17 protein-coding genes and 1 tRNA gene are annotated in these 21,227 nt (G+C 69.7%); 10 read left to right on the plus strand and 8 right to left on the minus strand.

The window, feature by feature from the left end; all coding sequences use genetic code 11:
* Positions 1 to 6: 6 nt before the first annotated feature.
* The 4 genes from A176_RS30085 (at position 7) to A176_RS30100 (ending at position 5,020) form a co-directional block, all read left to right on the plus strand.
* The gene (locus A176_RS30085) at positions 7 to 1,812 is read left to right on the plus strand and encodes an acyl-CoA dehydrogenase (protein ID WP_002638751.1); all 1,806 of its coding nucleotides are present in this window, start codon (positions 7 to 9) and stop codon (positions 1,810 to 1,812) included.
* Positions 1,813 to 1,891: 79 nt separating this feature from the next.
* Positions 1,892 to 2,710 (plus strand): hypothetical protein, encoded by an 819-nt coding sequence (locus tag A176_RS30090; RefSeq protein ID WP_044891092.1) that lies wholly within the window; start codon positions 1,892 to 1,894, stop codon positions 2,708 to 2,710.
* 195 nt (positions 2,711 to 2,905) lie between these two features.
* The gene (locus A176_RS30095; RefSeq protein WP_002638749.1) at positions 2,906 to 3,595 is read left to right on the plus strand and encodes a hypothetical protein; all 690 of its coding nucleotides are present in this window, start codon (positions 2,906 to 2,908) and stop codon (positions 3,593 to 3,595) included.
* Positions 3,596 to 3,757: 162 nt separating this feature from the next.
* Positions 3,758 to 5,020 (plus strand): DUF1615 family protein, encoded by a 1,263-nt coding sequence (locus A176_RS30100; RefSeq protein WP_002638748.1) that lies wholly within the window; start codon positions 3,758 to 3,760, stop codon positions 5,018 to 5,020.
* A 26-nt stretch (positions 5,021 to 5,046) separates the two neighbouring features.
* Here A176_RS30100 and A176_RS30105 read toward each other — a convergent pair whose 3' ends face one another.
* The 4 genes from A176_RS30105 to A176_RS30120 all read right to left on the minus strand — a co-directional run bounded on the left by A176_RS30105 (position 5,047) and on the right by A176_RS30120 (position 10,328).
* Positions 5,047 to 6,669 carry a hypothetical protein gene (locus A176_RS30105; RefSeq protein ID WP_044891090.1) on the minus strand — a complete coding sequence of 541 codons (1,623 nt, stop codon included), beginning with the start codon at positions 6,667 to 6,669 and terminating at the stop codon, positions 5,047 to 5,049.
* 155 nt (positions 6,670 to 6,824) lie between these two features.
* Positions 6,825 to 8,285 (minus strand): M16 family metallopeptidase, encoded by a 1,461-nt coding sequence (locus A176_RS30110; RefSeq protein WP_002638746.1) that lies wholly within the window; start codon positions 8,283 to 8,285, stop codon positions 6,825 to 6,827.
* Positions 8,282 to 9,688 carry a M16 family metallopeptidase gene (locus A176_RS30115; RefSeq protein ID WP_002638745.1) on the minus strand — a complete coding sequence of 469 codons (1,407 nt, stop codon included), beginning with the start codon at positions 9,686 to 9,688 and terminating at the stop codon, positions 8,282 to 8,284. Before A176_RS30115 ends, A176_RS30110 begins: the two co-directional genes overlap by 4 nt.
* Positions 9,689 to 9,791: 103 nt before the next feature.
* Positions 9,792 to 10,328 carry a hypothetical protein gene (locus A176_RS30120; protein WP_049872409.1) on the minus strand — a complete coding sequence of 179 codons (537 nt, stop codon included), beginning with the start codon at positions 10,326 to 10,328 and terminating at the stop codon, positions 9,792 to 9,794.
* Between the two features lie 227 nt (positions 10,329 to 10,555).
* Here A176_RS30120 and A176_RS30125 point away from each other — a divergent pair, with 227 nt between their 5' ends.
* Both A176_RS30125 and A176_RS30130 read left to right on the plus strand, forming a co-directional pair.
* A complete protein-coding gene (locus A176_RS30125) occupies positions 10,556 to 11,317 on the plus strand; it encodes a phospholipase D-like domain-containing protein (RefSeq protein ID WP_044891101.1) in 762 nt (253 codons plus the stop codon).
* 39 nt (positions 11,318 to 11,356) lie between these two features.
* A complete protein-coding gene (locus tag A176_RS30130; RefSeq protein ID WP_002638742.1) occupies positions 11,357 to 12,958 on the plus strand; it encodes a TIGR02996 domain-containing protein in 1,602 nt (533 codons plus the stop codon).
* Positions 12,959 to 13,008: 50 nt separating this feature from the next.
* Here A176_RS30130 and A176_RS30135 read toward each other — a convergent pair.
* Both A176_RS30135 and A176_RS30140 read right to left on the minus strand, forming a co-directional pair.
* Positions 13,009 to 13,081, minus strand: a tRNA-Phe gene (locus A176_RS30135).
* A gap of 88 nt (positions 13,082 to 13,169) precedes the next feature.
* Entirely contained in the window at positions 13,170 to 13,964 is a 795-nt protein-coding gene (locus A176_RS30140; protein WP_002638741.1) for a sigma-70 family RNA polymerase sigma factor, read from the minus strand.
* 118 nt (positions 13,965 to 14,082) lie between these two features.
* Here A176_RS30140 and nhaR point away from each other — a divergent pair, with 118 nt between their 5' ends.
* Entirely contained in the window at positions 14,083 to 14,982 is a 900-nt protein-coding gene (gene nhaR, locus A176_RS30145) for a transcriptional activator NhaR (protein ID WP_044891100.1), read from the plus strand.
* A gap of 9 nt (positions 14,983 to 14,991) precedes the next feature.
* On the opposite strand, the gene A176_RS30150 is transcribed toward nhaR, so the two are convergent.
* A complete protein-coding gene (locus tag A176_RS30150) occupies positions 14,992 to 16,590 on the minus strand; it encodes an amidohydrolase (RefSeq protein ID WP_002638739.1) in 1,599 nt (532 codons plus the stop codon).
* Between the two features lie 401 nt (positions 16,591 to 16,991).
* Here A176_RS30150 and A176_RS30160 point away from each other — a divergent pair, with 401 nt between their 5' ends.
* The 3 genes from A176_RS30160 to A176_RS30170 are packed head-to-tail and all read left to right on the plus strand — an operon-like array spanning position 16,992 to position 20,672.
* Positions 16,992 to 18,476 carry a glycosyltransferase gene (locus A176_RS30160; RefSeq protein WP_002638737.1) on the plus strand — a complete coding sequence of 495 codons (1,485 nt, stop codon included), beginning with the start codon at positions 16,992 to 16,994 and terminating at the stop codon, positions 18,474 to 18,476.
* A gap of 1 nt (position 18,477) precedes the next feature.
* Positions 18,478 to 19,833 carry an NfeD family protein gene (locus tag A176_RS30165; protein ID WP_002638736.1) on the plus strand — a complete coding sequence of 452 codons (1,356 nt, stop codon included), beginning with the start codon at positions 18,478 to 18,480 and terminating at the stop codon, positions 19,831 to 19,833.
* Positions 19,833 to 20,672 carry a slipin family protein gene (locus A176_RS30170; RefSeq protein WP_044891086.1) on the plus strand — a complete coding sequence of 280 codons (840 nt, stop codon included), beginning with the start codon at positions 19,833 to 19,835 and terminating at the stop codon, positions 20,670 to 20,672. Before A176_RS30165 ends, A176_RS30170 begins: the two co-directional genes overlap by 1 nt.
* Before the next feature lie 6 nt (positions 20,673 to 20,678).
* On the opposite strand, the gene A176_RS30175 is transcribed toward A176_RS30170, so the two are convergent.
* Entirely contained in the window at positions 20,679 to 21,164 is a 486-nt protein-coding gene (locus tag A176_RS30175; protein WP_002638734.1) for a DUF2721 domain-containing protein, read from the minus strand.
* Between the last annotated feature and the right edge of the window lie 63 nt (positions 21,165 to 21,227).

Consider the following 21,227-nt stretch of genomic DNA (forward strand, 5'->3'; position numbering starts at 1 on the left):
GGGCGCATGACCGCGCCCCGCCCCAATCCCTTGCTGTCGGACCGCGACGTGGACTTCCAGCTCTACGAGGTGCTGGACGCCACGTCGCTGTGTGCCCTGCCCGCCTTCGCCGAGCACTCGCGCGACACCTTCGCCCTGCTGCTGGACAGCACACGCCGCTTCGCCCGCGAGGTGCTCTACCCCACCTACCGCGCCATGGACGCGCAGCCGCCGTCCTTCCAGGACGGCCGCGTCCACGTGCATCCGCTGATGCGCGACCTGTACCCGCGCATGGTGGAGCTGGGCCTGCTCACCGCCACGCGCCCGCCGGACGTGGGCGGACAGCAGCTCCCGCTCACCGTGCACGCGGCGTCCACGGCCTACCTCATGGCCGCCAACCTCAGCGTGTACGCCTGGCTGGGTTTGACGCTGGGCGCCGCGCACCTGCTGGAGGTGTTCGGCTCGCCGGAGGTGAAGGCCACCTTCATGGAGCCGATGTACCGCGGCGAGTGGACCGGCACCATGGCGCTCACCGAGCCCCAGGCGGGCAGCAGCCTCGCGGACGTGCGCACGCGCGCGACCCCCGCGCCCGATGGGAGCTGGCGCATCCAGGGTTCGAAAATCTTCATCAGCGGCGCGGACCAGGACTTCAGCGAGAACGTGGTGCACCTCACGCTGGCGCGCATCGAGGGCGCGGAGGGCGGCACGCGGGGCATCTCCCTCTTCGCGGTGCCCTCGCGGCGGCCCGAGGGCGGGAAGCTCGTGGACAACGACGTCCGCGTGGCGGGCGTCATCCACAAGATTGGCTGGAAGGGCATCCCCAGCCTCGTCCTCAATTACGGCGAGTCCGGCGACTGCCACGGCTGGCTGGTGGGGCCCGCCGGCCGCGGCCTGGCGTGCATGTTCCAGATGATGAACGAGGCGCGCATCATGGTGGGCATGAACGGCGTGGCCACCGCGACGGTCGCCTACCACGAGGCGGTGGCCTACGCGCGTGAGCGGCCCCAGGGCCGCCCCGCGGGCCTCCGCGACGCGTCACACCCGCAGACGCCCATCATCGAGCACGCGGACGTCCGGCGGATGCTGCTGCGCCAGAAGGCGATTGTCGAAGGCGGCCTCTCGCTGCTGCTCGCGGCCGCGTACCACGCCGACGTCGCGGGCCACGCCGCGGACGAACAGGCGCGCCAACGCGCGGGCCTGCTGGTGGACCTCCTGACGCCCGTGGCGAAGTCCTTCCCCGCCGAGCGCGGCTTCGAGTCCAACGCGCTCGCGGTGCAGGTCCACGGTGGCTATGGCTACTCCACCGAGTACCTGCCCGAGGCGTGGCTGCGAGACCAGAAGCTCAACAGCATCCACGAGGGCACCACCGGCATCCAGGGCCTGGATTTGCTGGGGCGCAAGGTGGTGGCGGGCGGCGGCGCGGCGCTCCAGGCCTTCGCGGAGGAGGTCGGCGCCACGGTGGCGCGAGCGCGCGCCGTGGACGTGACGCCCGCGTGGAGCGAGGCGCTCGAACAGGCCCTGGCGGAGACCACCGCCGTCGTGTCGGAGCTGGGCGCCCGCGGCATGTCCGGCGAGGTGGAGCTGATGCTGCGCCACAGCGCGGACTTCCTGGACCTCTTCGGCGTGCTCGCGGTGGCGTGGCGCTGGCTGGCCCAGGCCGCGGCGGCGAAGGAGGCCCTGGCCCGTGGCGCGCCGGAGCGCGACTTCTACGAGGGCAAGCTGGCGGCCGCGCAGTACTGGTTCGCGGTGGAGCTGCCCCGAGTCCCCCTCCTGGCCCGGCTCTGCCGGACAAGCGAGGATTCCTACGCGCGCATGCGCCCGGAGTGGTTCTGAGTCCACATCCTGGGGCGACCTGCCCCGGGCCCCTCACGATTCTCCTGCATGAATCGTTGGAGCTCGTAAGATGTGAAGCGTGACTGTTTCTTTCCACCTGTGCCAGCCCGGTGGAGGCGCTTCCTGCGGTGCCTGCTGCGGCCTCTATAACTTCCGGGACCATTCCCGCATGGCGGTGGCCGAGCAGCTCGCCATGCAGACGGAGCGGCTGCGCCGCGTACCGTGGGAAGCCTCGGCGTGGCAGGAGGCCGCGCGGGAGCTGCTCGAGGCGCGGCGCGCGGAGCCCATGTTCTCCGCGGTCCGGGTGTGTCCGCTGCTCGGCTTCCTCGACAACGAGCGCAAGCGGGTGGGCTGCCTGGCGCATCCGCTGACGACGGGCGGCGTGGACCTGCGCGACTGCGGCGTCTACCGCGCGTCGGTGTGTGAGACGTTCACCTGTCCCTCGTTCGGCTGGCTCACGGACGCCCAGGCGCGGCTGGTCCAGGTGGCCTGCGCGGACTGGTATCTGTACGGGCTGGTCATCACCGACGTGGAGTTCGTGCGCGGCTGCCTGCGCCTCCTGGAGTGGGAGCTGGCCGGCCCCGCGCGTCCGGAGGTGCTGATGGAGCGGCCCGACGCGCTCGCCGCCGTGCGCCGGATGTTCGCGCTGAAGGAGACGGCCCCCCGGCGCGGCACCCATGCCACCGTGTTCGGCCGCTTCAACCGCGACACGGACGGAGAGCCCGTGCCCCGCACGTTGGACTACGTGAAGCTGGGCGTGCGCGCGGCGCCGGAGGACGACGTGGTGCTGTGCCTCGGCTACGCGCCAGAGAACGCCACGGAGCTGATGGGCGCCCGCGAGTTGGTGCGCTCACACGTGAAGGGCGTGGCGCGCGCCCTGGCGGCGGTGGCCGCGTAGCGCGGACAGGCCCCCCCCGCCGTTTCGTCGGCCGGCGCACACCGGCCCGTGACGAGTGTCCACCCCTCAGCGCCGCTTTCCAACGCGCGCCTCCCACCCGAGGGCCGGTGCACGCAGTTTGCACAGGTAGGCGCGAAACGGTTCGAGTGGGAACTCTGGGGGAACGGGATGGGAAAAGGATGGGCGTGGGTGGGGATGCTGGGCCTCTGTGCGTTGGCGTCGGGTTGCCGTGAGCGGGAGCCCCGGGCGGACGTCACCGCCTCCAGCAATATCGAAGCGAACACGGCGGACGGCCTCGCCACCGCCGCGCCGGTGACGGGCGTGCGCGGTCCGACAGGCAACGCGGCGATTCAGCCCGCGACCGCGGTGTCGGAGCGGACGCCGGTGATGAACGCCACGGCCCAGGAGCTCTCGGACGCGTCCGCGCGGGCGGCCCCGCTGGAAGGCGCGCCCGTGCGTGCCCCCGCCCCGGTGGACCCGATGCCCGCGCGGAACAGCGCAGCGCAGGCGAACGCGGGCCGGGTGATGATTGGCTCCGAGGCCGTGCAGGCGAACGCGGATGAGGACTGGTACCTCGGCGCGGCGCGCGCGGCTCAGGATGCCTCGCAGGGAGGAACGGGCGGCTCCGGCGGCGAGGGCCTGGAAGAGGTCATCATCGCCAGCAGCTCCGTGAGCGGGCGCGTCACCCGCGTGAAGCAGAACACCATCACGGTGATGGACCGAGAGGGTGGCGAGTACGAGCTGGAGCTGGACCGTGGCAGCCGGGGCCTGCGGCAGGGCCGGAAGGTGCCGCTGCGCGAGCTGAAGGAAGGCACGCCGGTGCGCGCTCGGTTCGTGCTGATGGGGGGCCGCACCGTCGCGCGCGACGTGCAGATTCGCCGCTGAGTCCCGCCCATGGCGAGGCAGGCCCTCCCGCGAGGAAGGCCGCCCCGGCACGGCCACGCTCCTGCCCGTCCGCCCTGATGGCGAGCGGGCAGGAGGACGCGGGCTTTCGCTCCGAGCACACTCCGCCTAGACGTCGGAGTGGCATCCCTTGGAGGCGAGCCCATGCAGGTCCCCAGTCCCCGGCAGTCCCAGACGTCCGGCGGGCGCGGCGTGGCGCCTGGACCCGCGCCACGCAGGCGGAGGCGACACGGCGCGTGGCTGGGGCTGTTCGCGGTGCTGGGCACGATGAGCGCGTGCGCGTCCCGTGGTGCTGGCGCGGCCTCGCCGCCGATTCCACCGCAGCCCCGGCTCTCCGCGTCCCAGGTCGCGAAGCTGATGCCGCCGAAGCTGGCGAACCGCGAGGGCTGGGCCCGCGACGTGCTGGCCGCGTTGGAGGTGGAGGACCTCGTGCCGTCGCCGCCCGCGGTGTGCTCGGTGCTGGCCGTCATCGAACAGGAGTCCGGCTACAAGGAGGACCCCGCCGTGCCCGGCCTGCCGCGCATGGTGCGCACCCGCCTGGAAGAGCACGCGGACAAGCTCGGGCCCCTGGGCCGGAAGGTCCTGACCTCCGTGCTGGAAGGCAAGGCGAAGGGCAGCACGAAGACCTTCGACGCGCGGCTGAATGCCCTGCGCACCGAGCGCGACCTGGACCGGCTCTTCCGCGACATGCTCGCGTACTACGAGGACGGCTACCCGGGCGCCTTCAAGGTCGTGGACTTCACCAGTGGCCTCTTCGCCTCCGGCCGCCTGCACGAGTTCAACCCCGTCACCACCGCGGGCTCCATGCAGGTCAGCGTGCGCTACGCGATGCTGAAGGCAGGCGAGGACGCGGACCCCGCCCAGGTGCGCGAGTCCATGTACACACGCGCGGGCGGCGTGCGTTACGGCACCGCGCGGCTGCTCGGATACGAGGCCGCGTACCCGGAGCCGCTCTTCCGCTTCGCGGACTACAACGCGGGCGTCTATGCCTCACGCAACGCCGCGCTCCAGTCCCAGGTGAGCCGCCTCACCGGCCATCCCCTGGCACCGGACGGCGACTTCCAGCTCTATGACAAGCAGGGCGAGCCTCGAAGCCAGGACAGCAAGTCCCTGCAAGCGCTGCTCGCATTCCGCCAGCGCTACACGCCCGACCTCAGCGAACGGACGGTGCGCCGCGACGTGGGCAAGGAGAAGGAGCTGGCGTTCGAGTCCACCGACACGTTCCGCGCGGTGAAGCGCATCTACCAACGTGAAACCGGTGAGGCGCCTCCCTACGCCCAGCTTCCCCGGGTGACGCTCCAGAGCCCCAAGCTGAAGCGCGAGCTCACCACAGCGTGGTTCGCGCGCTCGGTGGACCGACGCTTCCAGCAGTGCCTGGCCCGCTACCAGGCGATGACGGCGAAGTAGCGGGCCTGGGACTCAACGTCCGCGCCTCACGGCGTGGTGAAGAACGAGCTGATGGCGTCCGCGCGCGAATGCGGCAGCCGGTCCATCGTGCTGAACGGGTTCTGCGCCAGGTCGTAGCCCGACACCTCCATGGCGGCGACACGCAGGTAGTGGATGGCGGCCGGGTCCAACGTGCCGGGGGGCAACCGCACCTGCGTCGCCGAACCGGGCACGTACAGATTGCGATGCAAGACCCCCATGCGCCGGGTCGTGTCGAACCGGTAGATGAGCACCCGATAGAGCGAGGGCGTCCCCACCACGGGCGGGAGCCAGGCGATGACGGGGCTGGCGGTGCCCACCTCGCGCGGCGTGCTCGCGGGCACACCGTCGATGGTCACCTCACGCGGAGGCGACACCCGCGGAACAACGGGACCCGCGACGTAACTGTCCAACTCCTCGTAGGTGTACATGTTGGCCCCCAGGGAGAACAGGGTGCCCGAGCCATCCGGCACCTCCTCCAACACCCGGAAGGTGTATTGCGCGGCGGCCACCATCTCCCAGGAAGACGGGAACGGATTGCCGTAGGACAGGCGTCGGGTGAAGTTGAACGAAGTCCCCCGGGGCAGCATCAGCGACAGAGTCTCCCCCGAGTACCCCACCCAGCCATCACTCAGGCCGTGCGCCGCGGGCATCACGTAGAACGAGGCGTAGTTGGCCGAAGCGAGTGGATGCACCCCCTCCGCGTGGCGGGTGAACTCCGGCAGCCGCCATTCGATGGGGAACTCCCGCATCGGGACCGGCCGCATGACGCCCGTGAGGGGCATCGGCGTCACCCCGTCCGGAACGAAGTCGAACGCGCCCATCTCCACGCTGCGCACCAGGGCCGAGTACCCCAATGGGCGGCCATCCGGCAGCGTCCCCGCCTGGAGCTGGGCGTGCTGGCTCACATACAGCCGGTCTCCCTTGTTGGCCTCGAAGACAGGCAGGGCATTGGCGGTGCTGGTGAAGACGTCCGCGTCGTTGGTGAGCAGGTGGGTCTGCCCATCCGCCACGGCGTCAAAGACATTCACGGCCCCGTAGAGGTTCACCTGGGCGGAGGCAATCTGGAGGCTCGACCCGGGCTCCGTCACCCCGTTGTAGGTCGACCACGGCGCCAGGTTCACCAGGTTCATCTGCAGCGGCGTCCACAGCGTCTGGCTGAACACCGTGTCGGGGCGACCCAACTGCTGGGAGCCGATGTCCACCTCGCGCGCGGACGTGATGATGAAGGAATTGCCGGTCCGCAGGTAATAGGCGCCCGACGGGATGCCCGTGAAGCGCCAGCCTTGTGGAGACGCCGAGCCAGACACGACGCTGAACGTCGTCCCCGAGGGCACGTAGATTTCGGGAGGATTCGCGGAGAGGTCTTCGCTCCGCTCGGCGATGCCCACCGCCGTGTGGAAGCGCGTGGTCTGCTTCACCAACACCACGTCCGCGGAAGGCGTTTCGGAATCGCCGGGCCCGGGCTCAATCACATCCACATCGGACTGTGGCTCGCCCGAAGGACTGTCCCGATTCACAGGCGACTGTCCGTCGCCGAAATCCGAGGCAGAACCCGGCTCACCCCCCGCGCAACCCAGCCAGGCCGCGCAGGTAGGAACCAGCAGCAGCGACCAGTGACGCAAACGCATATGACCCCCAATTGAGAAGAAGCGCCGAGCACCCTACCAAGGGCCTGCGACGTCTGCTGATGGGCGACCAGACGGGCTGCGTTGGGAATGGAGGATTCCGCCACGAAGGCACCGCCGGCCCGGCGACATCCCGGTCCGGCGGTGCGCGGCGCGCCTCAGCGCTTCGCGGGCGGCGCGAAGTGCTTGTCGGAGATCTTCATCTCCGTGACGGGGCCGTACTTCCGGGCCATCTCGCGGATCTCCGACGCCTTGCCAATGAGGACGAACGTCAGGTCCTCCGGCGTGGGCAGCTTGCGCTGGATGATGCCGTGGATGCCTTCCCGCGTGGTGGCGGACACGGCGCTGGCGAAGCCATCCACGTCACTGGCGTCCAGTCCGTAGAAGGCCAGCTCGGACAGCTTGCCCGCCACCTGCGACCCGGTCTCCAGCGTGGGCGGGAACTGGCCCAGCACGTACGACTTCGCGGACGTGAGCATGGCGTCATCCATGCCGGACTTCCGGTAGCCGGCGAGCACGTCCAGGGCCATGTCGATGGCGCGGCCGGTGGACTCCGTCTTCGTGTACGAAGCGATGACGACAGGCCCCGGACGCGAGTGGCGGACGAACACGGAGTTGGCGCCGTAGCTCAGGCCGGACTTCACGCGCAGCTCGGTGTTGAGCAGCGAGGTGAAGCGCCCGCCGAACACCGTCTCCGCGAGCTTCACGGACGCGCGGTCCGCGTCATCGCGGGCGATGCCGGTGTTGCCAATCCAGAAGTACGTCTGGGTGGCGTCCGGCTTGTCCACCAGCAGCACGCGGCGGCCCTTGGAGCTGGCCGTGGCGGGCACGGTGGGCACCGGCGTGGCGGCGCGAGCCCAGCCGCCCAGCGAGGCCTCCAGCTTCTTCGCGAGCGCCTTGGCGTCGAAGTCACCGACCACGGAGAGGATGAGCCGGTCTCCGCCCAGGTGGTTCTTGGCGTAGCCGAGCACGTCCTCGCGGGTCAGCGCCGGGAGCGACGCCTCGCTGCCGTTGACGGGCGTGCCGTACGGGTGCCCGGCGAAGTGGAAGGCCTGGAAGTACGCGCCAATGAGGCCGCGCGGGTCGCCGTCCTTCGCGGCGGCGATTTCGGAGGCCTTGCGCGCGCGGACCTTCTCCAGCTCCTTCGCGTCGAAGCGCGGGCGGGTGAGCAGGTCGGTGAGCAGCTCCACCATCAGCCCGGTGTCGCGCGACATGAACTGGCCGCTGATGACCAGGGCCTCCAGGTTGGCGGCCACCTGAATCGCGCCGCCCACGCCGTCGACCGTCTCGGCGAACTGCTTGGCGTCACGCGAACCGGCGCCCTTCTGGAGCAGCTCGCCGGTGAGGGCGGCCAGGCCCTCCTTGCCCGCGGGGTCACCCAGGGCGCCGCCGCGCACCCACGCGCTGAACGACACGAGCGGCAGCTCCTTGCGCTCCACGAGCTGGACCTTCGCGCCGTTCTTCAGCGTGACGACGGTGGCCTTGGGGAGCGTCACGCCCTGCTGCGAGGCAGGGGCCGCGGCGGCCTTGGGCGGGGCGGCGGCGGTTTGCGCGGCAGCGGGAACGGAGGACAACAGCAGCGTGGTGAACGCGGCCTTCCAGGAGAGGGGGGCGCTCATCGCGAGGCCTCCTTGCGGGTGTCGGGGGTGGCGGCCTCGGCGTCGGCGGGCACGAGCCAGCCAACGGTGCGGCGCTGGGAGTTGAAGACGCGCGTGGCGACCTTGCGGACGTCGTCACGCGTCACCTTCTCGTAGCGGGCGGGAGCCTCGAAGAGCTGGCGGTAGTCGCCACGGAACGTCTCCGCGGCACCCAGCGCGCGGCCCCGGCCGTTGTTGGTCTCCAGGCTGCGCCAGAACTGGGACAGGATGATGTTGCGCGCCTTCTGGAGCTCGGCGTCGGTGACACCGTCCTTGACGACGCGGGCCAGCTCCTCGGTGAGCAGCGCCTCCACCTTCGTGAGGTCCGCGCCGGGCGGCAAGTCCGCGTACACCCAGACGAGCGACGGGTCGAAGCCGGGGCTGAAGTGCGTGTTGACGCGCAGGGCGGCGCGCTCCTCCTCCACGAGGCGGCGGTGCAGCCGCGAGGACTCACCGTCGGAGAGGATGCTCAGGAGCAGCGCCAGCGCCTCGACGTCCGCGTCCTTCCCGGCCATGCCGTGGTAGGCGAGCTGGATGAGCGGGGCCTGGGCCTGCTTCTTCACGAAGATGCGGCGCTCTCCCTGCTGCTCGGGCTCCTTCGTGCGGACGGGCTCGGGGGCGGGCTGCGAGGGGATGGGCTCCAGGTACTTCTCCGCGAGCGCGAAGATCTCCTTGGGCGTCACGGCGCCCGTGAAGATGAGCGTGGCGTTGTTGGGCGCGTAGTACGTCTTGTAGTAGCGCTGGAGGTCCTCGATGCGCCACGACTCGATGTCGGACGGCCACCCGATGACGGGGAACTGGTACGGGTGCGCGACGAAGGCGGTGGCCTGCACCTGCTCCATCAGGGCGCCCATGTTGTCGTTGTCGATGGCGGAGCGGCGCTCCGAGTAGACGACGCCACGCTCGGACTCGGTGACCTTGGGGTCGATGGCCAGGTGCTGGAGCCGGTCGGCCTCGAGGTCGAAGATGACGTCGAGCGCGGAGCGCGGGAACCAGTCCATGTAGACGGTGACGTCCTCGGAGGTGAAGGCGTTGTTGGCGCCGCCGTTGGCCTCCATGACGCGGTCGAACTCACCGGGGCCGTACTTCTTCGCACCGTTGAACATCATGTGCTCGAAGAAGTGGGACAGGCCGGTGATGCCGGGATACTCGTTCCGGCTGCCCACGCGGAACCAGTTGTAGAGGACGACACTGGGGATGTCGTGGTTGGGCCAGACGACGACCTTGAGCCCGTTCTTGAGGGTGCGGGACTCGATGCCAGCGGCCAGCTTCGGCGCGGCGGCCACGGTGGGCTTCGCCACCGCCTTGGCCTGCGTCTGCGCACAGGCGACGGGGCCGGAGAGCAGGGCCAGACACGAGGTCCAGAGTAACGACTGACGGAACATCCGTGCTCCTGTCGGAGAAGAGCGCCCGGGAACGGGCGGCGGAGCACGATATTCCACTTGCCGCCCTCCCGGGTTGCCCAGGAGGACGGCGCGGTGCGACTGCTCAGGCGCCGAGCACGCCCCGGAGCACTTCCTGGAAGTAGTTGATGCTCCCAGTGTGCGTCTCGAAGTGCTTGGCGGACTGGTGGAGGCGCTGGATGACGGCCTCGAACTCCGCCTGGCTCACGTCGCGCAGGGACATGTAGAGGCGCACGGCGCCCTGGAGGTGCGAGAAGAGCGGGTTGCGGTCGGGGCGGCGCAGGAGGTGGCGGTAGAGCCGCTCGAACTCCTGGTCCGTTTCCGTATTGCGCACCGCGCGGCAGTAGGCGGCGGCGGTGGCCTCGATGAGGAGGAAGAAGGGCTGGTACTCGAGCGGCGGCGCCTTGGTGAAGCTGGGGGGCTTCGCGTCACCGGTGAAGAGCTGGGAGATGGGCTTGAGCGTCACGTGGGCAAGCTGCTCGCCCGCGCGAATCTGGACGCGCTCGCCCACCGGACGCACGTGCTTGCCCTCGCCGTCCCATTCCACCGCCACGTACAGGCTTTCGGGCGCGTCCACCCGCACACCCGCCTGCTCCAGTTCCGCCACTGCGTTCGCGTCCATCGTGTTTCGCTCCTCCGACTCCCTCTCTACCCTGCTCCAGGCAGCCCGTGCACCCCGCTTCATGGGGAAGCGGCCAAGAACCGGACACGGGTTCACGTTCCGTGATGGACCGTCCGTCGCCCGCCCCACAGCGAAGGCAGGGCCCCTGGGCCCCAGGGTGAACTGGAACCCGGAATTCAGGGCCTACCTTGGCCGAGAAGCTTGCTGATATGGATTGGGCCATTCCCATGTTTGAGAACTTCTTTCGCTCGCAAGGCAATGGCAATGACCCGCTCGAGTTCCTGGGGAAAAGTGACACGGTTCACCGGCTCCAGGGGCTCATTGACGACGCCAAGAAGCAGGTGACGCTGATCAGTCCCTACGTCAGCATCGAGAAGCTGCGTGACCTGGAGCGCAAGATTCGAAATGCGCTCGACCGCAAGGTTGACGTGACGCTGATCATGCGCGCCGAGGATGCACACACCCGAGCGCCCACGGGCCAGGGGAAGGAGATCCTGCTCAGCCTCATGAGCGAGGGGATGCGATTGGCCCACGTGAGCGACTTGCACGCCAAGCTCTACTTCTCCGAGCGCCATGCCCTCATCACCTCCCTCAACCTCCTTGAGTCATCCTTCAACAACAGCATCGAAATTGGCGTATGGGTCCCGGCGAACCGCCCTGAATACGCTCAAATCCTCAAGTTCATCCAGGACGAGATTCAACCGCACCGCAGGGACCGCATCGTCCGCTTCGACCCTTTACCCCGTCGGAAGAACGCCGCTCCAGAACCTCAACAGCCACCCCACGGCTACTGCATCCGCTGTCAGGTCGATATCGAGTTCGATATCGGCAGGCCGTACTGCGACAAGGACTTCGCGACCTGGGCCCGCTATAGCGACCCCCATTACGAAGACAAGCACTGCCATCATTGCGGAGCGGCTTTCAACGCGACCAAGAACAAGCCCCTCTGCCGAAGTTGCTTTGTGACGCTGAGGCCGCTTTTCGAATAAGCGGTGCCCCGGAGAAACAGGCGCTTCGAGGTAGGGCCCATGTCGAATCACCCCGAGTTCCCTCAGAAACCCCTCCCGGAGGCCGCGGCCGACGGGCAGTGGCCCATGGTCCTCCTGGGGCTGCTCGAAGCCTGGCGCGCCGCGCCGCATCGCGAACTCGCGGACCGCATCGCGAGGGTGGGTGCGAAAGTCGCGCAGGAGCAGCCGCTCTCCGGGGACTGGGAGACCCTCGCGAACACGCGTGATGCCACGCGGCTCTCGCTGCTCCTCGGTGCGCTGCTCGACAAGGGCTCCGTCAAGGCACGCTCGCGTCTGGAGTCCCTCGGGGATTGGCCCACGGACCCGCGTATCGACCGGTGGGTCGCGGCGCAGTACGCGGACCCGCCGTTCACCAGCACCGGCGCACGGCCCTTCTGGACGCGGCTCGCACCGCTCGCGCGGCGCATCCGCGATGCCCAGGCCCGGGAAACCCTCGCGAAGGCTCGCGCGGGATACGACTCGTCGGTTTCGTGGCAGGAGTTCCTCGCGGGCCATCTCGACCGCCTCCAGCCCGAACTCGACGCCGTGCGCGACGTGGACCTCGCGCCCGACCTCCGGAAGGCGCTCGACGCCATCGACCAGGCGCTGAATGAGGCCACCCACGCCACGAAACCCGCGCGCTCGGGTGATGCCGCCGCCCTCCTGGCGAATGTCCTCACGAATCCAGAGGACGATGACGCGCGCGCCGTGCTGGCGGATGTCCTCCTCGAAACAGGGCATCCCCGAGGCGAGCTCATCGCCCTTCAGCTCGAAGCCACCCGCCGGGCCCTGAAGTCCGCGGAAGCCCGACGGGAGCGCGAGCTCATCAAGACGGCCCGCGCGGAGCTGCTCGGTCCGCTCGACGCCGTGCTCAAACCCGGCTGCACCTTCACGCGGGGGTTCCTCTCACACGCCGCGCTCAAGCAGGGCAACGCACGCGCACTCGCGAGCGCCATCGAGAAGACGGTGGGCCACCCGCTCTGGTCCACCGTCGAGCACCTCGAGGGCTTCGGTGACCGCGACATCACTCCGCACGAGGTCATGCGGTCGCTGCGGTCGATTGCGCAGACCGACGTCGGCATCGACGTGCTCGCCAGGCTGCCGAAGCTGGAGTCCCTCGCGACGAACAGGCGGCACGAGGCATGGCCCGAGCTGGCCTCGAACCCCAGCGCCTTCCCAAGGCTCCGCGCGCTCGATGCCGCCTTCCATCCGCGGCAAATCCCCCTGTTCCTGACGTCACCGCTGGCCACGCGGCTGGAACGGCTCCAGCTCCGGCTCCATGCCTCCGCCGGACTGCACCTCGACGTCGACTTCCTTCAGACACACGTCTTCGAGCGCGTGGCCTCGCTCAAAGCCACCGACCTCACCTTGCGGCTCGTCCACAACGACGCCCGTGACTGGTCCAGTGGCTGCCGCTTCGTCCATGACGCAACAGGGGCGCTGACGGCCACCGTGTTCACCACCCCCATGAATGAACCCTTCGAGGCCATCGTCCAAGCCGACGTCCTGAGCCTCCTCGAACAGGCCGCGAGGCTGCGGCCCGTGAAGCTCGTCATGGCCCACCAGTTCCGCACCGCCCACCGAGACGCCCTTGACGCGCGGGCCCGTGAGCTGGGCGCCTGAAACGACAAAGGCCTCTGGACTTGAGTCCAGAGGCCTTCATCTCCGCGGAGTGCCCAGGGGCGGAATCGAACCACCGACACGGGGATTTTCAATCCCCTGCTCTACCGACTGAGCTACCTGGGCGTAAGGGGCAGCGCGCGGAACGGCGCCTTCATAGCGAGCCCTTCCCTACCCCGTCAACAGCATTCGCCAAGGACATGGCGGACAGGTGTCAGGCCGCCAGGGACATGGCCTCCCCGTCCCAGGCCGTGAGACTGGCCGTCATCCGGCGGCGCAGCTTCGTCCGCAGGCCCTGTTCGATCTGCCGGATGCGCACCGCCGTCACCCCGAAGCGGCGCGCCAGCAGCTCGGCGCTCACCCCGTCCTCCGCCAACATCCGCTCCTCCACCAGCGCCCGCTCGCGGGCGTCCAGCTCCGGCCAGGCCTCGTCCACGCTCGCCCGGAGCCGCCGCGCCCACTGCGCCCGGTCCACCAGGTCCTCCTGGGAGTCGGCGTCCGCCATCAGCATGTCCATGCGGGTGAACTCCGAGTCCTGCGACAGCGGCGCGTCCAGGGACACGTCCCGCGAGAGCGCCTCCATGGCGCGTGCCACCTCGTCCTCCCGCTTGCCCAGCGCCTCGGCGAGCCGCTTCTCCACCTCCGGGTGGCCCTCGCCCCACCGGGACTCCAGCCGCGCCCGCTCCCGGCGGAGCTGGAACACCACCCACGGCGCCCGCCCGCCGCCCATGCTCCAGTTGCGGCCCACGTAGGCCCGGATGCGCGCGCGAATCCACTGGCTCGCGTAGGCGGCGAACGGCACCCCGCGGTCCTCGAAACGTCCCGCCGCTTCCATCAACCCGACATTGCCCTCCGCCACCAGCTCCTCCATCGACAGGCCGGTCCACCGGTATTTCCACGCCAGCCGCCGCACGAGCTCCATGTGCGCACGCACGCGTGACTCCACGACCTCGGCCGCAACCACGAGCTCAGGGGACTCACAGGACATGTTCAGGCTGATGGCTTCCATGGACCTCCTCCGGGTTGAGCGCGCCCACACGACGGCGCGACGCAGAGGAAATTAAAGGCCCGAGCCCTATAAGAAAATTAGATACTTTGACGACAACACTTCGGTTATCTCTATGGTCATGAGCTGGCTCAACTACCACCACCTCCTGTACTTCTGGACGGTTGCTCGGGCCGGAAGCATCGCCAAGGCGGGCGAGGAGCTGCACCTCGCGCAGCCCACCATCAGCAGCCAGCTCAAGCTCCTGGAGGAGTCGCTGGGCCACAAGCTGTTCGAGCGGCAGGGCCGCAAGCTGGTGCTCACCGACGTGGGCCGCACGGTGATGCGCTACGCGGATGAAATCTTCCGCCTGGGCAACGAGCTGAAGAACGTCGTCTCCGGCCTGCCGCCCGGGCAGCAGCTTCGGCTCAACGTCGGGGTGCTCGACGTCATCCCGAAGCTGGTCGCGGAACAGCTCCTCAAGCCCGCGCTCGAGGCGGGTCCTTCGCTGCGCATCATCTGCCGTGAGGGTCCGCTGCCCCAACTGCTCGCGTCGCTCGCCCTGCATGAATTGGATGTGGTGCTCGCGGACGCGCCCAGCTCCGAGCCAGTCAGCGTGCGCTCGTTCAATCACTTGCTGGGCAAGTGCGGCGTGTCCTTCTTCGCGGCGGGGAAGCTGCTCGAGCTCAAGGAGAACTTCCCCCAGTCACTGGACGGCGCGCCCGTGCTGCTGCCGTCGGACGAGTCCTCCGCGCGCCGCTCCATGGACCTGTGGTTCGAACGCAAGGGCCTGCGCCCCGTCATCGCGGGCGACTTCGACGACAGCGCGCTCCTTCAAGCCTTCGGACAACGCGGGCACGGCGTCTTCGCCATGCCCACCGCCATCGAGGCGGAGGTCGAGCGCCAGTTCAACTGCTCCGTCATCGGCCGGACCGACGAAATCGAGACCTGCTTCTACGCCATCACCGTGGAGCGCAAGATTCGCCACCCCGCCGTCGTCACCATCGCCGAGGCGGCGCGCTCGCACATCTTCAGCGATTGAGCGTGATGCTCAGGCCGACGGGGGCGCGCGGTACACCTCCGCCCCCGCGACCACGGTGGCGATGACCCGCGCCTTCACCAGCGCCGAGGCGGGCCCCTCCAGCGGGTCCTCCGACAGCGCCACGAAGTCCGCGTCCAGACCCGCCACCAGCCTCCCACGGCGGTCCTCGTCGAAGGACGCCCAGGCAGGTCCCGTGGTGAAGCCCTCCAGCGCCTCGTGGGCCGTCAGCCGCTCCTCGGGCCGCCACCCCGACGCGGGCCAGCCGGACGCATCCTGCCGCGTGCGCGCCGCGTACAGCCCCGCCAGGACGTCCGGGTTCTCGATAGGGAAGTCACTGCCCAGCGCCAGGTGCGCGCCCGCGTCTCGGAGGCTGCGCCAGGCGTAGGCGCCCTTCAGTCGCGCCTGTCCGAGCCGCGCGTCCGCCCAGCGCATGTCGCTGGTCGCGTGGGTGGGCTGCACGCTCGCCACCAGCCCCGCGGCGCCCAGGCGGCGGATGTCATCGACGCGGAGAATCTGCGCGTGCTCCACGCGGTGCCGCAACGCCTGGGTGCCCGTCGCCTCCGACGCGCGCAGGAGCACATCCAGCACCAACGTATTGGCGCGGTCTCCAATGGCATGGATGCACACCTGGAAGCCCCGCGCCATGAAGGCGTGGGCCCGGGACGCGAGTTCCTCGGGTGGCAGCAGCAACAAGCCTCGCTGCCCGGGTTCGTCGCAGTAGTCCTCATGCAACGCCGCGCCCCGGCTGCCCAATGCGCCGTCGGAGAGGAACTTCACCGAACGCATCGCCAGCATCCGCCCCTGCCAGGGCCCCTGGTCGAGGTACGTGTGACGTTCGTCGCCCTGCCCCGCCGCCATCGCATAGACGCGCAGCGGCAGCGTGCCGGCGGCGTCCCACGACTGGAGCATGCGGAAGGCATCCAGCTCCATGCCGGCGTCATGCACGCCCGTCAGCCCCACCTGCGCGCAACGCGTCAGGGCGGCGCGCAGCCGGGCCTCCAGTTGCGCGCGGGACGGCGGAGGCATCACCGCGGACACCACGTCCATGGCGTTGTCCACCAGCACGCCCGTGGGCTCGCCGTGGACGTCCTTGAGGATGCGGCCGCCCTCCGGGTCCGGTGTGTCCCGGGTGATGCCAGCGCGCCGCAGGGCCTCGCCATTCACCCAGGCCGCGTGGTGGTCCACGCGGGTGAGGAACACGGGCGTCGAGGGGAAGCGGGCATCCAGTTCCTGGCGTCCCGGAAACGCGCCGCCGGGCCACGCGTTCTGGTCCCAGCCTCGCCCCAGCAGCCAGTCTCCCTGGAAGCTGGAGGCGGGCGCTTCGGACAGGCGATGGATGACCTCATCCACGGAGCCGGCCTGCTCCAGCCGCACCGTCGTCAGGCTCCGTCCCAAGCCATGAATGTGCGCGTGCGCGTCCACCAGCCCCGGCACCACGGTGGCCGCGCCCAGGTCCACCTGACGCGCGCCCGGCCCCGCCGCGGCGGTCACTTCGTCGCGAGTCCCCACGGCCAACAGGCGCCCATCACGCACCGCCAGCGCCTGGGCCCGAGGCCTCGCCGCATCCAACGTCCACACCCGCTCCGCCAGATAGACGGTCGTCTCCACCCGCGCCTCCTTCCACGTGCCTCAGCGCGGACGGACTCGCGCCACAGGACAGGTGGGACGCGAACTGTGCGTGAGCTGGGGTGCGGTGTCACGGCCCACGCGTGGTGGTTGCCACCGCGCCCAAGGGAAGCGGCGCGTCAGGCCTATTCGACCAGCCCGCCGTCCGTCGGCGTTCCCGCGTCTATGTCCGGGAGGGGCGTCGCGGGACCGGCTGGGGTGTCTGTCACCGTCTGCACGGGCTCACGAATCTGGTCCGGTCCCATCAGGGGCTGCTGCTCCTCCGCGCCCTCGGGCTGCGTGGTCCTACAAGCGAACGCGGCGGCTCCGGCCACGCATACGGCAATGAGTACGGCACGACGCATGTCGCCTCCTTATCGGGTTGCCGTCTGACGGTAGGGAGCGTGCACGCCATCGACAATCTGTCGATGACGGTGAACGTCCACCAGCGGATGCCCGGACATCTCGAAGGACGCTTGCTTCCACTGCCGGACACCAGGCCAGCAGCCGGTGGCATCCGTCGCGTCCGCGCCACGTGCGTACCGTTGCCAGGAGCGCTCACCCGGGAGGCCGAGGCCATGCTGGACGTCGTGGACGTCGGCAAGCGTTCGCTTGCCACCTATCGCGGAATCGCCCCCGAGACGGACCTCGACGAGCTGCACCAGCTCTCCGAGGACCTTCGAGGCGCCCGGTGCATGCACCTGAGCGCCACCCCCTATGGCGGCGGCGTCTCCGAAATCCTCCGCTCCCTGGTCCCGCTCTACAACGACCTGGGCATCGTCACCGACTGGAAGCTCATCCACGGCGACGACGCCTTCTTCCAGGTCACCAAGCGCATCCACAACGGCCTGCAAGGCGCCCCCGGCGAGCTCACTGAAGCCGAGAAGGCCACCTACCTGGCCAACGCACAGCTCAATGCCCACCGGCTCGTCACGGACTCGGAGAACTACGACTTCGTCTTCGTGCACGACCCGCAGCCCGCCGTGCTCGCCGCGCTCAGTCCCCACCTGGACGCGCGCTGGATATGGCGCTGCCACATCGACACCTCGCACCCCAACCCCACGTTCTGGGACTTCCTGTCGCCCTACCTGCACGCGTACGACGCCGCCATCTTCACCCTGCGGGAGTTCGTGCCGCCCCAACTCCCCATCTCCGACGTGCGCGTCTACGCGCCGGCCATCGACCCGCTGAGCCCCAAGAACCACCCGCTGCCGGAGATGCTCGCGCGTGATGTGCTGGAGTGGATTGGCATCCGCACCCACCGGCCCCTCGTCACCCAGGTCAGCCGCTTCGACCGGTGGAAGGACCCGCTGGGCGTCGTTCGCGCGTACCAGCGCGTGCGCCCCCACGTGCCGGACCTCCAGCTCGCGCTCGCGGGCTCACTGGCCCTGGACGACCCCGAGGGCTGGGACGTGTACGAGGAGCTCCGCGCCGCCACCGCGGGCGACAGCCTCATCCACATCCTCACCAACCTCGTCGGCGTGGGGAACATCGAGGTCAACGCGCTCCAGACCCTGTCCGACGTCGTCGTCCAGAAGTCCGTTCGCGAGGGCTTCGGGCTCGTCGTCTCGGAGACGCTGTGGAAGGGCACCCCCGTCGTCGGCGGACGCGTGGGCGGCATCCCGCTCCAACTTCCCGACGGCACCGGCGGCGTCCTCGTGGACACCGTGGAGGAGTGCGCCGAGGCCATGCTCCACCTGCTGCGCCGCCCCGATGAAGCGCGAATGCTGGGCGCCCGCGGACACGAACACGTGCGGCAACACTTCCTGATGCCACGGCTGCTCGTGGACCACCTGCGCCTGCTCAAACATCTGGCCTCCGTGCGCCCGCTGCCTCCGCGCGGCATCGTTCCCGCGTCCTTCTCGGCCGCGAACCTCCAGGGGGTGTGACATGCCGCGCCAGTCCCCATGGAGACGCACGGCCCCCGCGCTGCTCTGCGTCCTGCTGGCGGGACTGCTCGCGTCCGCGTCAGAGGCCCCCAGCGCCGGGACCCAGCCCGTCGTGGCCCGCTGCGAGCTGGACGGCGTGGTGGACCTGGGCGCCAGCAGCTACCTGGCCGACTGCGTGGCGCGCGCCGAAGCGGGCGGACACGGCGCGCTCCTGGTGCGGCTCGACACGCCCGGTGGCTCCTTGGAAGCCACGCGCGCCATCGTCCGCACCTTCCTCGCGTCCCCCTTGCCCGTGCTCGTCTGGGTCGGTCCCTCGGGCGCACACGCCGGCAGCGCGGGCGTCTTCATCACCCTGGCCTCCAACGTCGCGGCCATGGCGCCGGGGACCAACATCGGCGCCGCGCACCCCGTGGCCGGTATCAGCGGCCAGGACCCGGAAGCCGCGGGCGGAACACACCTGGCGCGCAAGGTGGAGAACGACGCCGTCGCCTTCGCGGAGAGCATCGCCCAACAACGCGGCCGCAACGTGGAGTGGGCCGCCTCCGCCGTGCGCGACAGCGTCAGCGTCTCCGCCGCCCAGGCCCGGGCGCTGCGCGTGGTGGAGTACGAAGCCGCCACGGAGGCCGACTTCCTGGCCCAGGCGGATGGCCGACAGGTCACCGTGGCGGGCGGAGAGTCCGTGCGCCTGTCCACGCGCGATGCGCGCATCGTCGAACTGGAGCCGAGCCTGTCGCAGCGAGCAATCCACGCGCTCGCCAACCCCGGCATCGTCTATCTGCTCTTCCTGGTGGCCGCGCTGGGGCTGGTGGTGGAGGTGTCTCATCCGGGCGGCATCGTTCCGGGCCTCATCGGCGGCGTGGCGCTCGTGCTCGCGCTGGTGGCCTCCTCGGCGCTGCCGGTCCGCGCGGGCGCCGTGGTGCTGATGATGCTGGGCGCCGCCCTCATCGTCGCGGAGCTGTTCGTCACCAGCGGCCTCCTGGGCGCCGCGGGCGTCGTGCTGCTGGGACTGGGCGGCCTGTTCCTCGTGGACCGCTTCGACCCGGCGTGGTTCGTGGACCGCTCCTTCCACGTGTCGTGGACCTGGCTGGTGCCCACCACCGTGGTGCTCGCGGGCGCGGCGGCCTACGTCGCCTATCGGAGCGCGCAGACCCGGCGGCTCCCCCAGCGAGTTGGCGACCTGGGGCTCGTGGGCGAACACGGCACCGCGCTGGCGCAAGTCACACCTCAGAACGGCGAGGTGTTCGTTCACGGAGAGCGCTGGCGCGCGACGTCCACCACGCCCATCCGCTCCGGCGCGCACGTGGTGGTGCGCGGCATGGAAGGACTCACCCTCTTCGTCGACGAGGTGCCGACATGATGCAACTGACCGGGCTGCTCGGACTGCTCATCCCCCTCGCCATCCTCTTCATGCTGTTCCTGTCCGGCGTGCGAATCGTCAACGAGTACCAGAACGGCGTGGTGTTCCGGCTCGGGCGCTTCGTGGGCCTCAAACGCGCGGGCTTCCGCTGGCTCATCCCGTTCGTGGAGCGCATGGTCATCATCGACCTGCGCACCGTGGCGCGAGACGTACCCCCACAGGACGTCATCACCCGGGACAACGTGAGCGTGAAGGTCAACGCCGTCGTCTACTTCCGCGTCATCCACGCGGACAAGGCGGTGCTCCAGGTGGAGGACTACCTCTACGCCACCAGCCAGCTCGCCCAGACGACGCTGCGCTCCATCCTGGGACAGGTGGACCTGGACCAGCTCCTCTCCGAGCGCGACCGCATCAACCACGAGATTCAACAGGTGCTCGACGCACGCACCGACCCGTGGGGCGTCAAGGTGTCCAACGTGGAGGTGAAGCACATCGACCTGCCCTCGGAGATGCAGCGGGCCATCGCGCGGCAGGCCGAAGCCGAGCGCGAGCGCCGCGCGAAAATCATCGCCGCCGAGGGCGAACACCAGGCCGCCGAGAAGCTCTCCATGGCCGCCAAGGTCCTCAGCCGCTACCCGGCCACCCTCCAGCTCCGCTACCTCCAGACGCTGGTGGAAATCACCACCGGCGGCAACCACACCATCCTGCCCATCCCGCTCGACCTGCTGCGCACGCTCGGCGGCGTGAAGGCCCGCCTGGAACAGGCCGATGACGAGCTCACGGAGCGCTACGGAGACGCGGAGGACGAGGAAGGTCCTCCGGCGGGCGGCCTGTCCTGACGGCGGCTAGGAAACGGGCGGCGGGAGCGATTCGTCGAAGAGTTCCTGCCGCTCCAGCTTGATGGCCCGACGGCTCAGCCGCAGCGAGGCCAGCACCAGCAGCGCCGTCGCGCCGAGCAACACCACGCCCACGGAGAAGGACACCACCGGAAGGGTCTCCGGAATCTGCGTCTGCCGCTTCGTCAGGTACAGCAGCGACGTCACCACGAAGGCCAGCAGCGCCGTGTAGGTGAAGCCGATGGCCCGGGCGAGGATGGCGTGCCGGCGGTCCAGGATGGCCACCTCCTGCCGCAACAGGCCGCGCCGGATGTGCCCCTCCGGAAGCAGGCGCCATTCACGCGTCATCTCCCGGATGCGCGTCGTCATGCGCGCAATCTGGTTGTCCAACCCCGTCGCCACGATGCCACACGCCGACACCATCACCGCCGGCGTCACCGCCGTGCCGATGAGCTGGATGGAGGAGAGGTCCACGATTTCCGCGACGCCATTCATGCCCCCTTAAGTTCCATCCCCTCTGAAATGACGCAACCGCTCCGCCGCGCCGCTCGCGGAAAG

Origin of the sequence: Myxococcus hansupus (assembly GCF_000280925.3) — a bacterium.
In the GTDB taxonomy this organism is placed as follows: domain Bacteria; phylum Myxococcota; class Myxococcia; order Myxococcales; family Myxococcaceae; genus Myxococcus; species Myxococcus hansupus.

What these genes read in the sequence shown, in the direction of transcription:
- A176_RS30085 (WP_002638751.1), top strand. Translation starts at nt 7, where the DNA reads ATGACCGCGCCCCGCCCCAATCCCTTGCTGTCGGACCGCGACGTGGAC.
- A176_RS30095 (WP_002638749.1), top strand. Translation starts at nt 2,906, where the DNA reads ATGCTGGGCCTCTGTGCGTTGGCGTCGGGTTGCCGTGAGCGGGAGCCC.
- A176_RS30100 (WP_002638748.1), top strand. Translation starts at nt 3,758, where the DNA reads ATGCAGGTCCCCAGTCCCCGGCAGTCCCAGACGTCCGGCGGGCGCGGC.
- A176_RS30105 (WP_044891090.1), bottom strand. Translation starts at nt 6,669, where the DNA reads ATGCGTTTGCGTCACTGGTCGCTGCTGCTGGTTCCTACCTGCGCGGCC.
- A176_RS30110 (WP_002638746.1), bottom strand. Translation starts at nt 8,285, where the DNA reads ATGAGCGCCCCCCTCTCCTGGAAGGCCGCGTTCACCACGCTGCTGTTG.
- A176_RS30115 (WP_002638745.1), bottom strand. Translation starts at nt 9,688, where the DNA reads ATGTTCCGTCAGTCGTTACTCTGGACCTCGTGTCTGGCCCTGCTCTCC.
- A176_RS30120 (WP_049872409.1), bottom strand. Translation starts at nt 10,328, where the DNA reads ATGGACGCGAACGCAGTGGCGGAACTGGAGCAGGCGGGTGTGCGGGTG.
- A176_RS30125 (WP_044891101.1), top strand. Translation starts at nt 10,556, where the DNA reads ATGTTTGAGAACTTCTTTCGCTCGCAAGGCAATGGCAATGACCCGCTC.
- A176_RS30130 (WP_002638742.1), top strand. Translation starts at nt 11,357, where the DNA reads ATGTCGAATCACCCCGAGTTCCCTCAGAAACCCCTCCCGGAGGCCGCG.
- A176_RS30140 (WP_002638741.1), bottom strand. Translation starts at nt 13,964, where the DNA reads ATGGAAGCCATCAGCCTGAACATGTCCTGTGAGTCCCCTGAGCTCGTG.
- nhaR (WP_044891100.1), top strand. Translation starts at nt 14,083, where the DNA reads ATGAGCTGGCTCAACTACCACCACCTCCTGTACTTCTGGACGGTTGCT.
- A176_RS30165 (WP_002638736.1), top strand. Translation starts at nt 18,478, where the DNA reads ATGCCGCGCCAGTCCCCATGGAGACGCACGGCCCCCGCGCTGCTCTGC.
- A176_RS30170 (WP_044891086.1), top strand. Translation starts at nt 19,833, where the DNA reads ATGCAACTGACCGGGCTGCTCGGACTGCTCATCCCCCTCGCCATCCTC.
- A176_RS30175 (WP_002638734.1), bottom strand. Translation starts at nt 21,164, where the DNA reads ATGAATGGCGTCGCGGAAATCGTGGACCTCTCCTCCATCCAGCTCATC.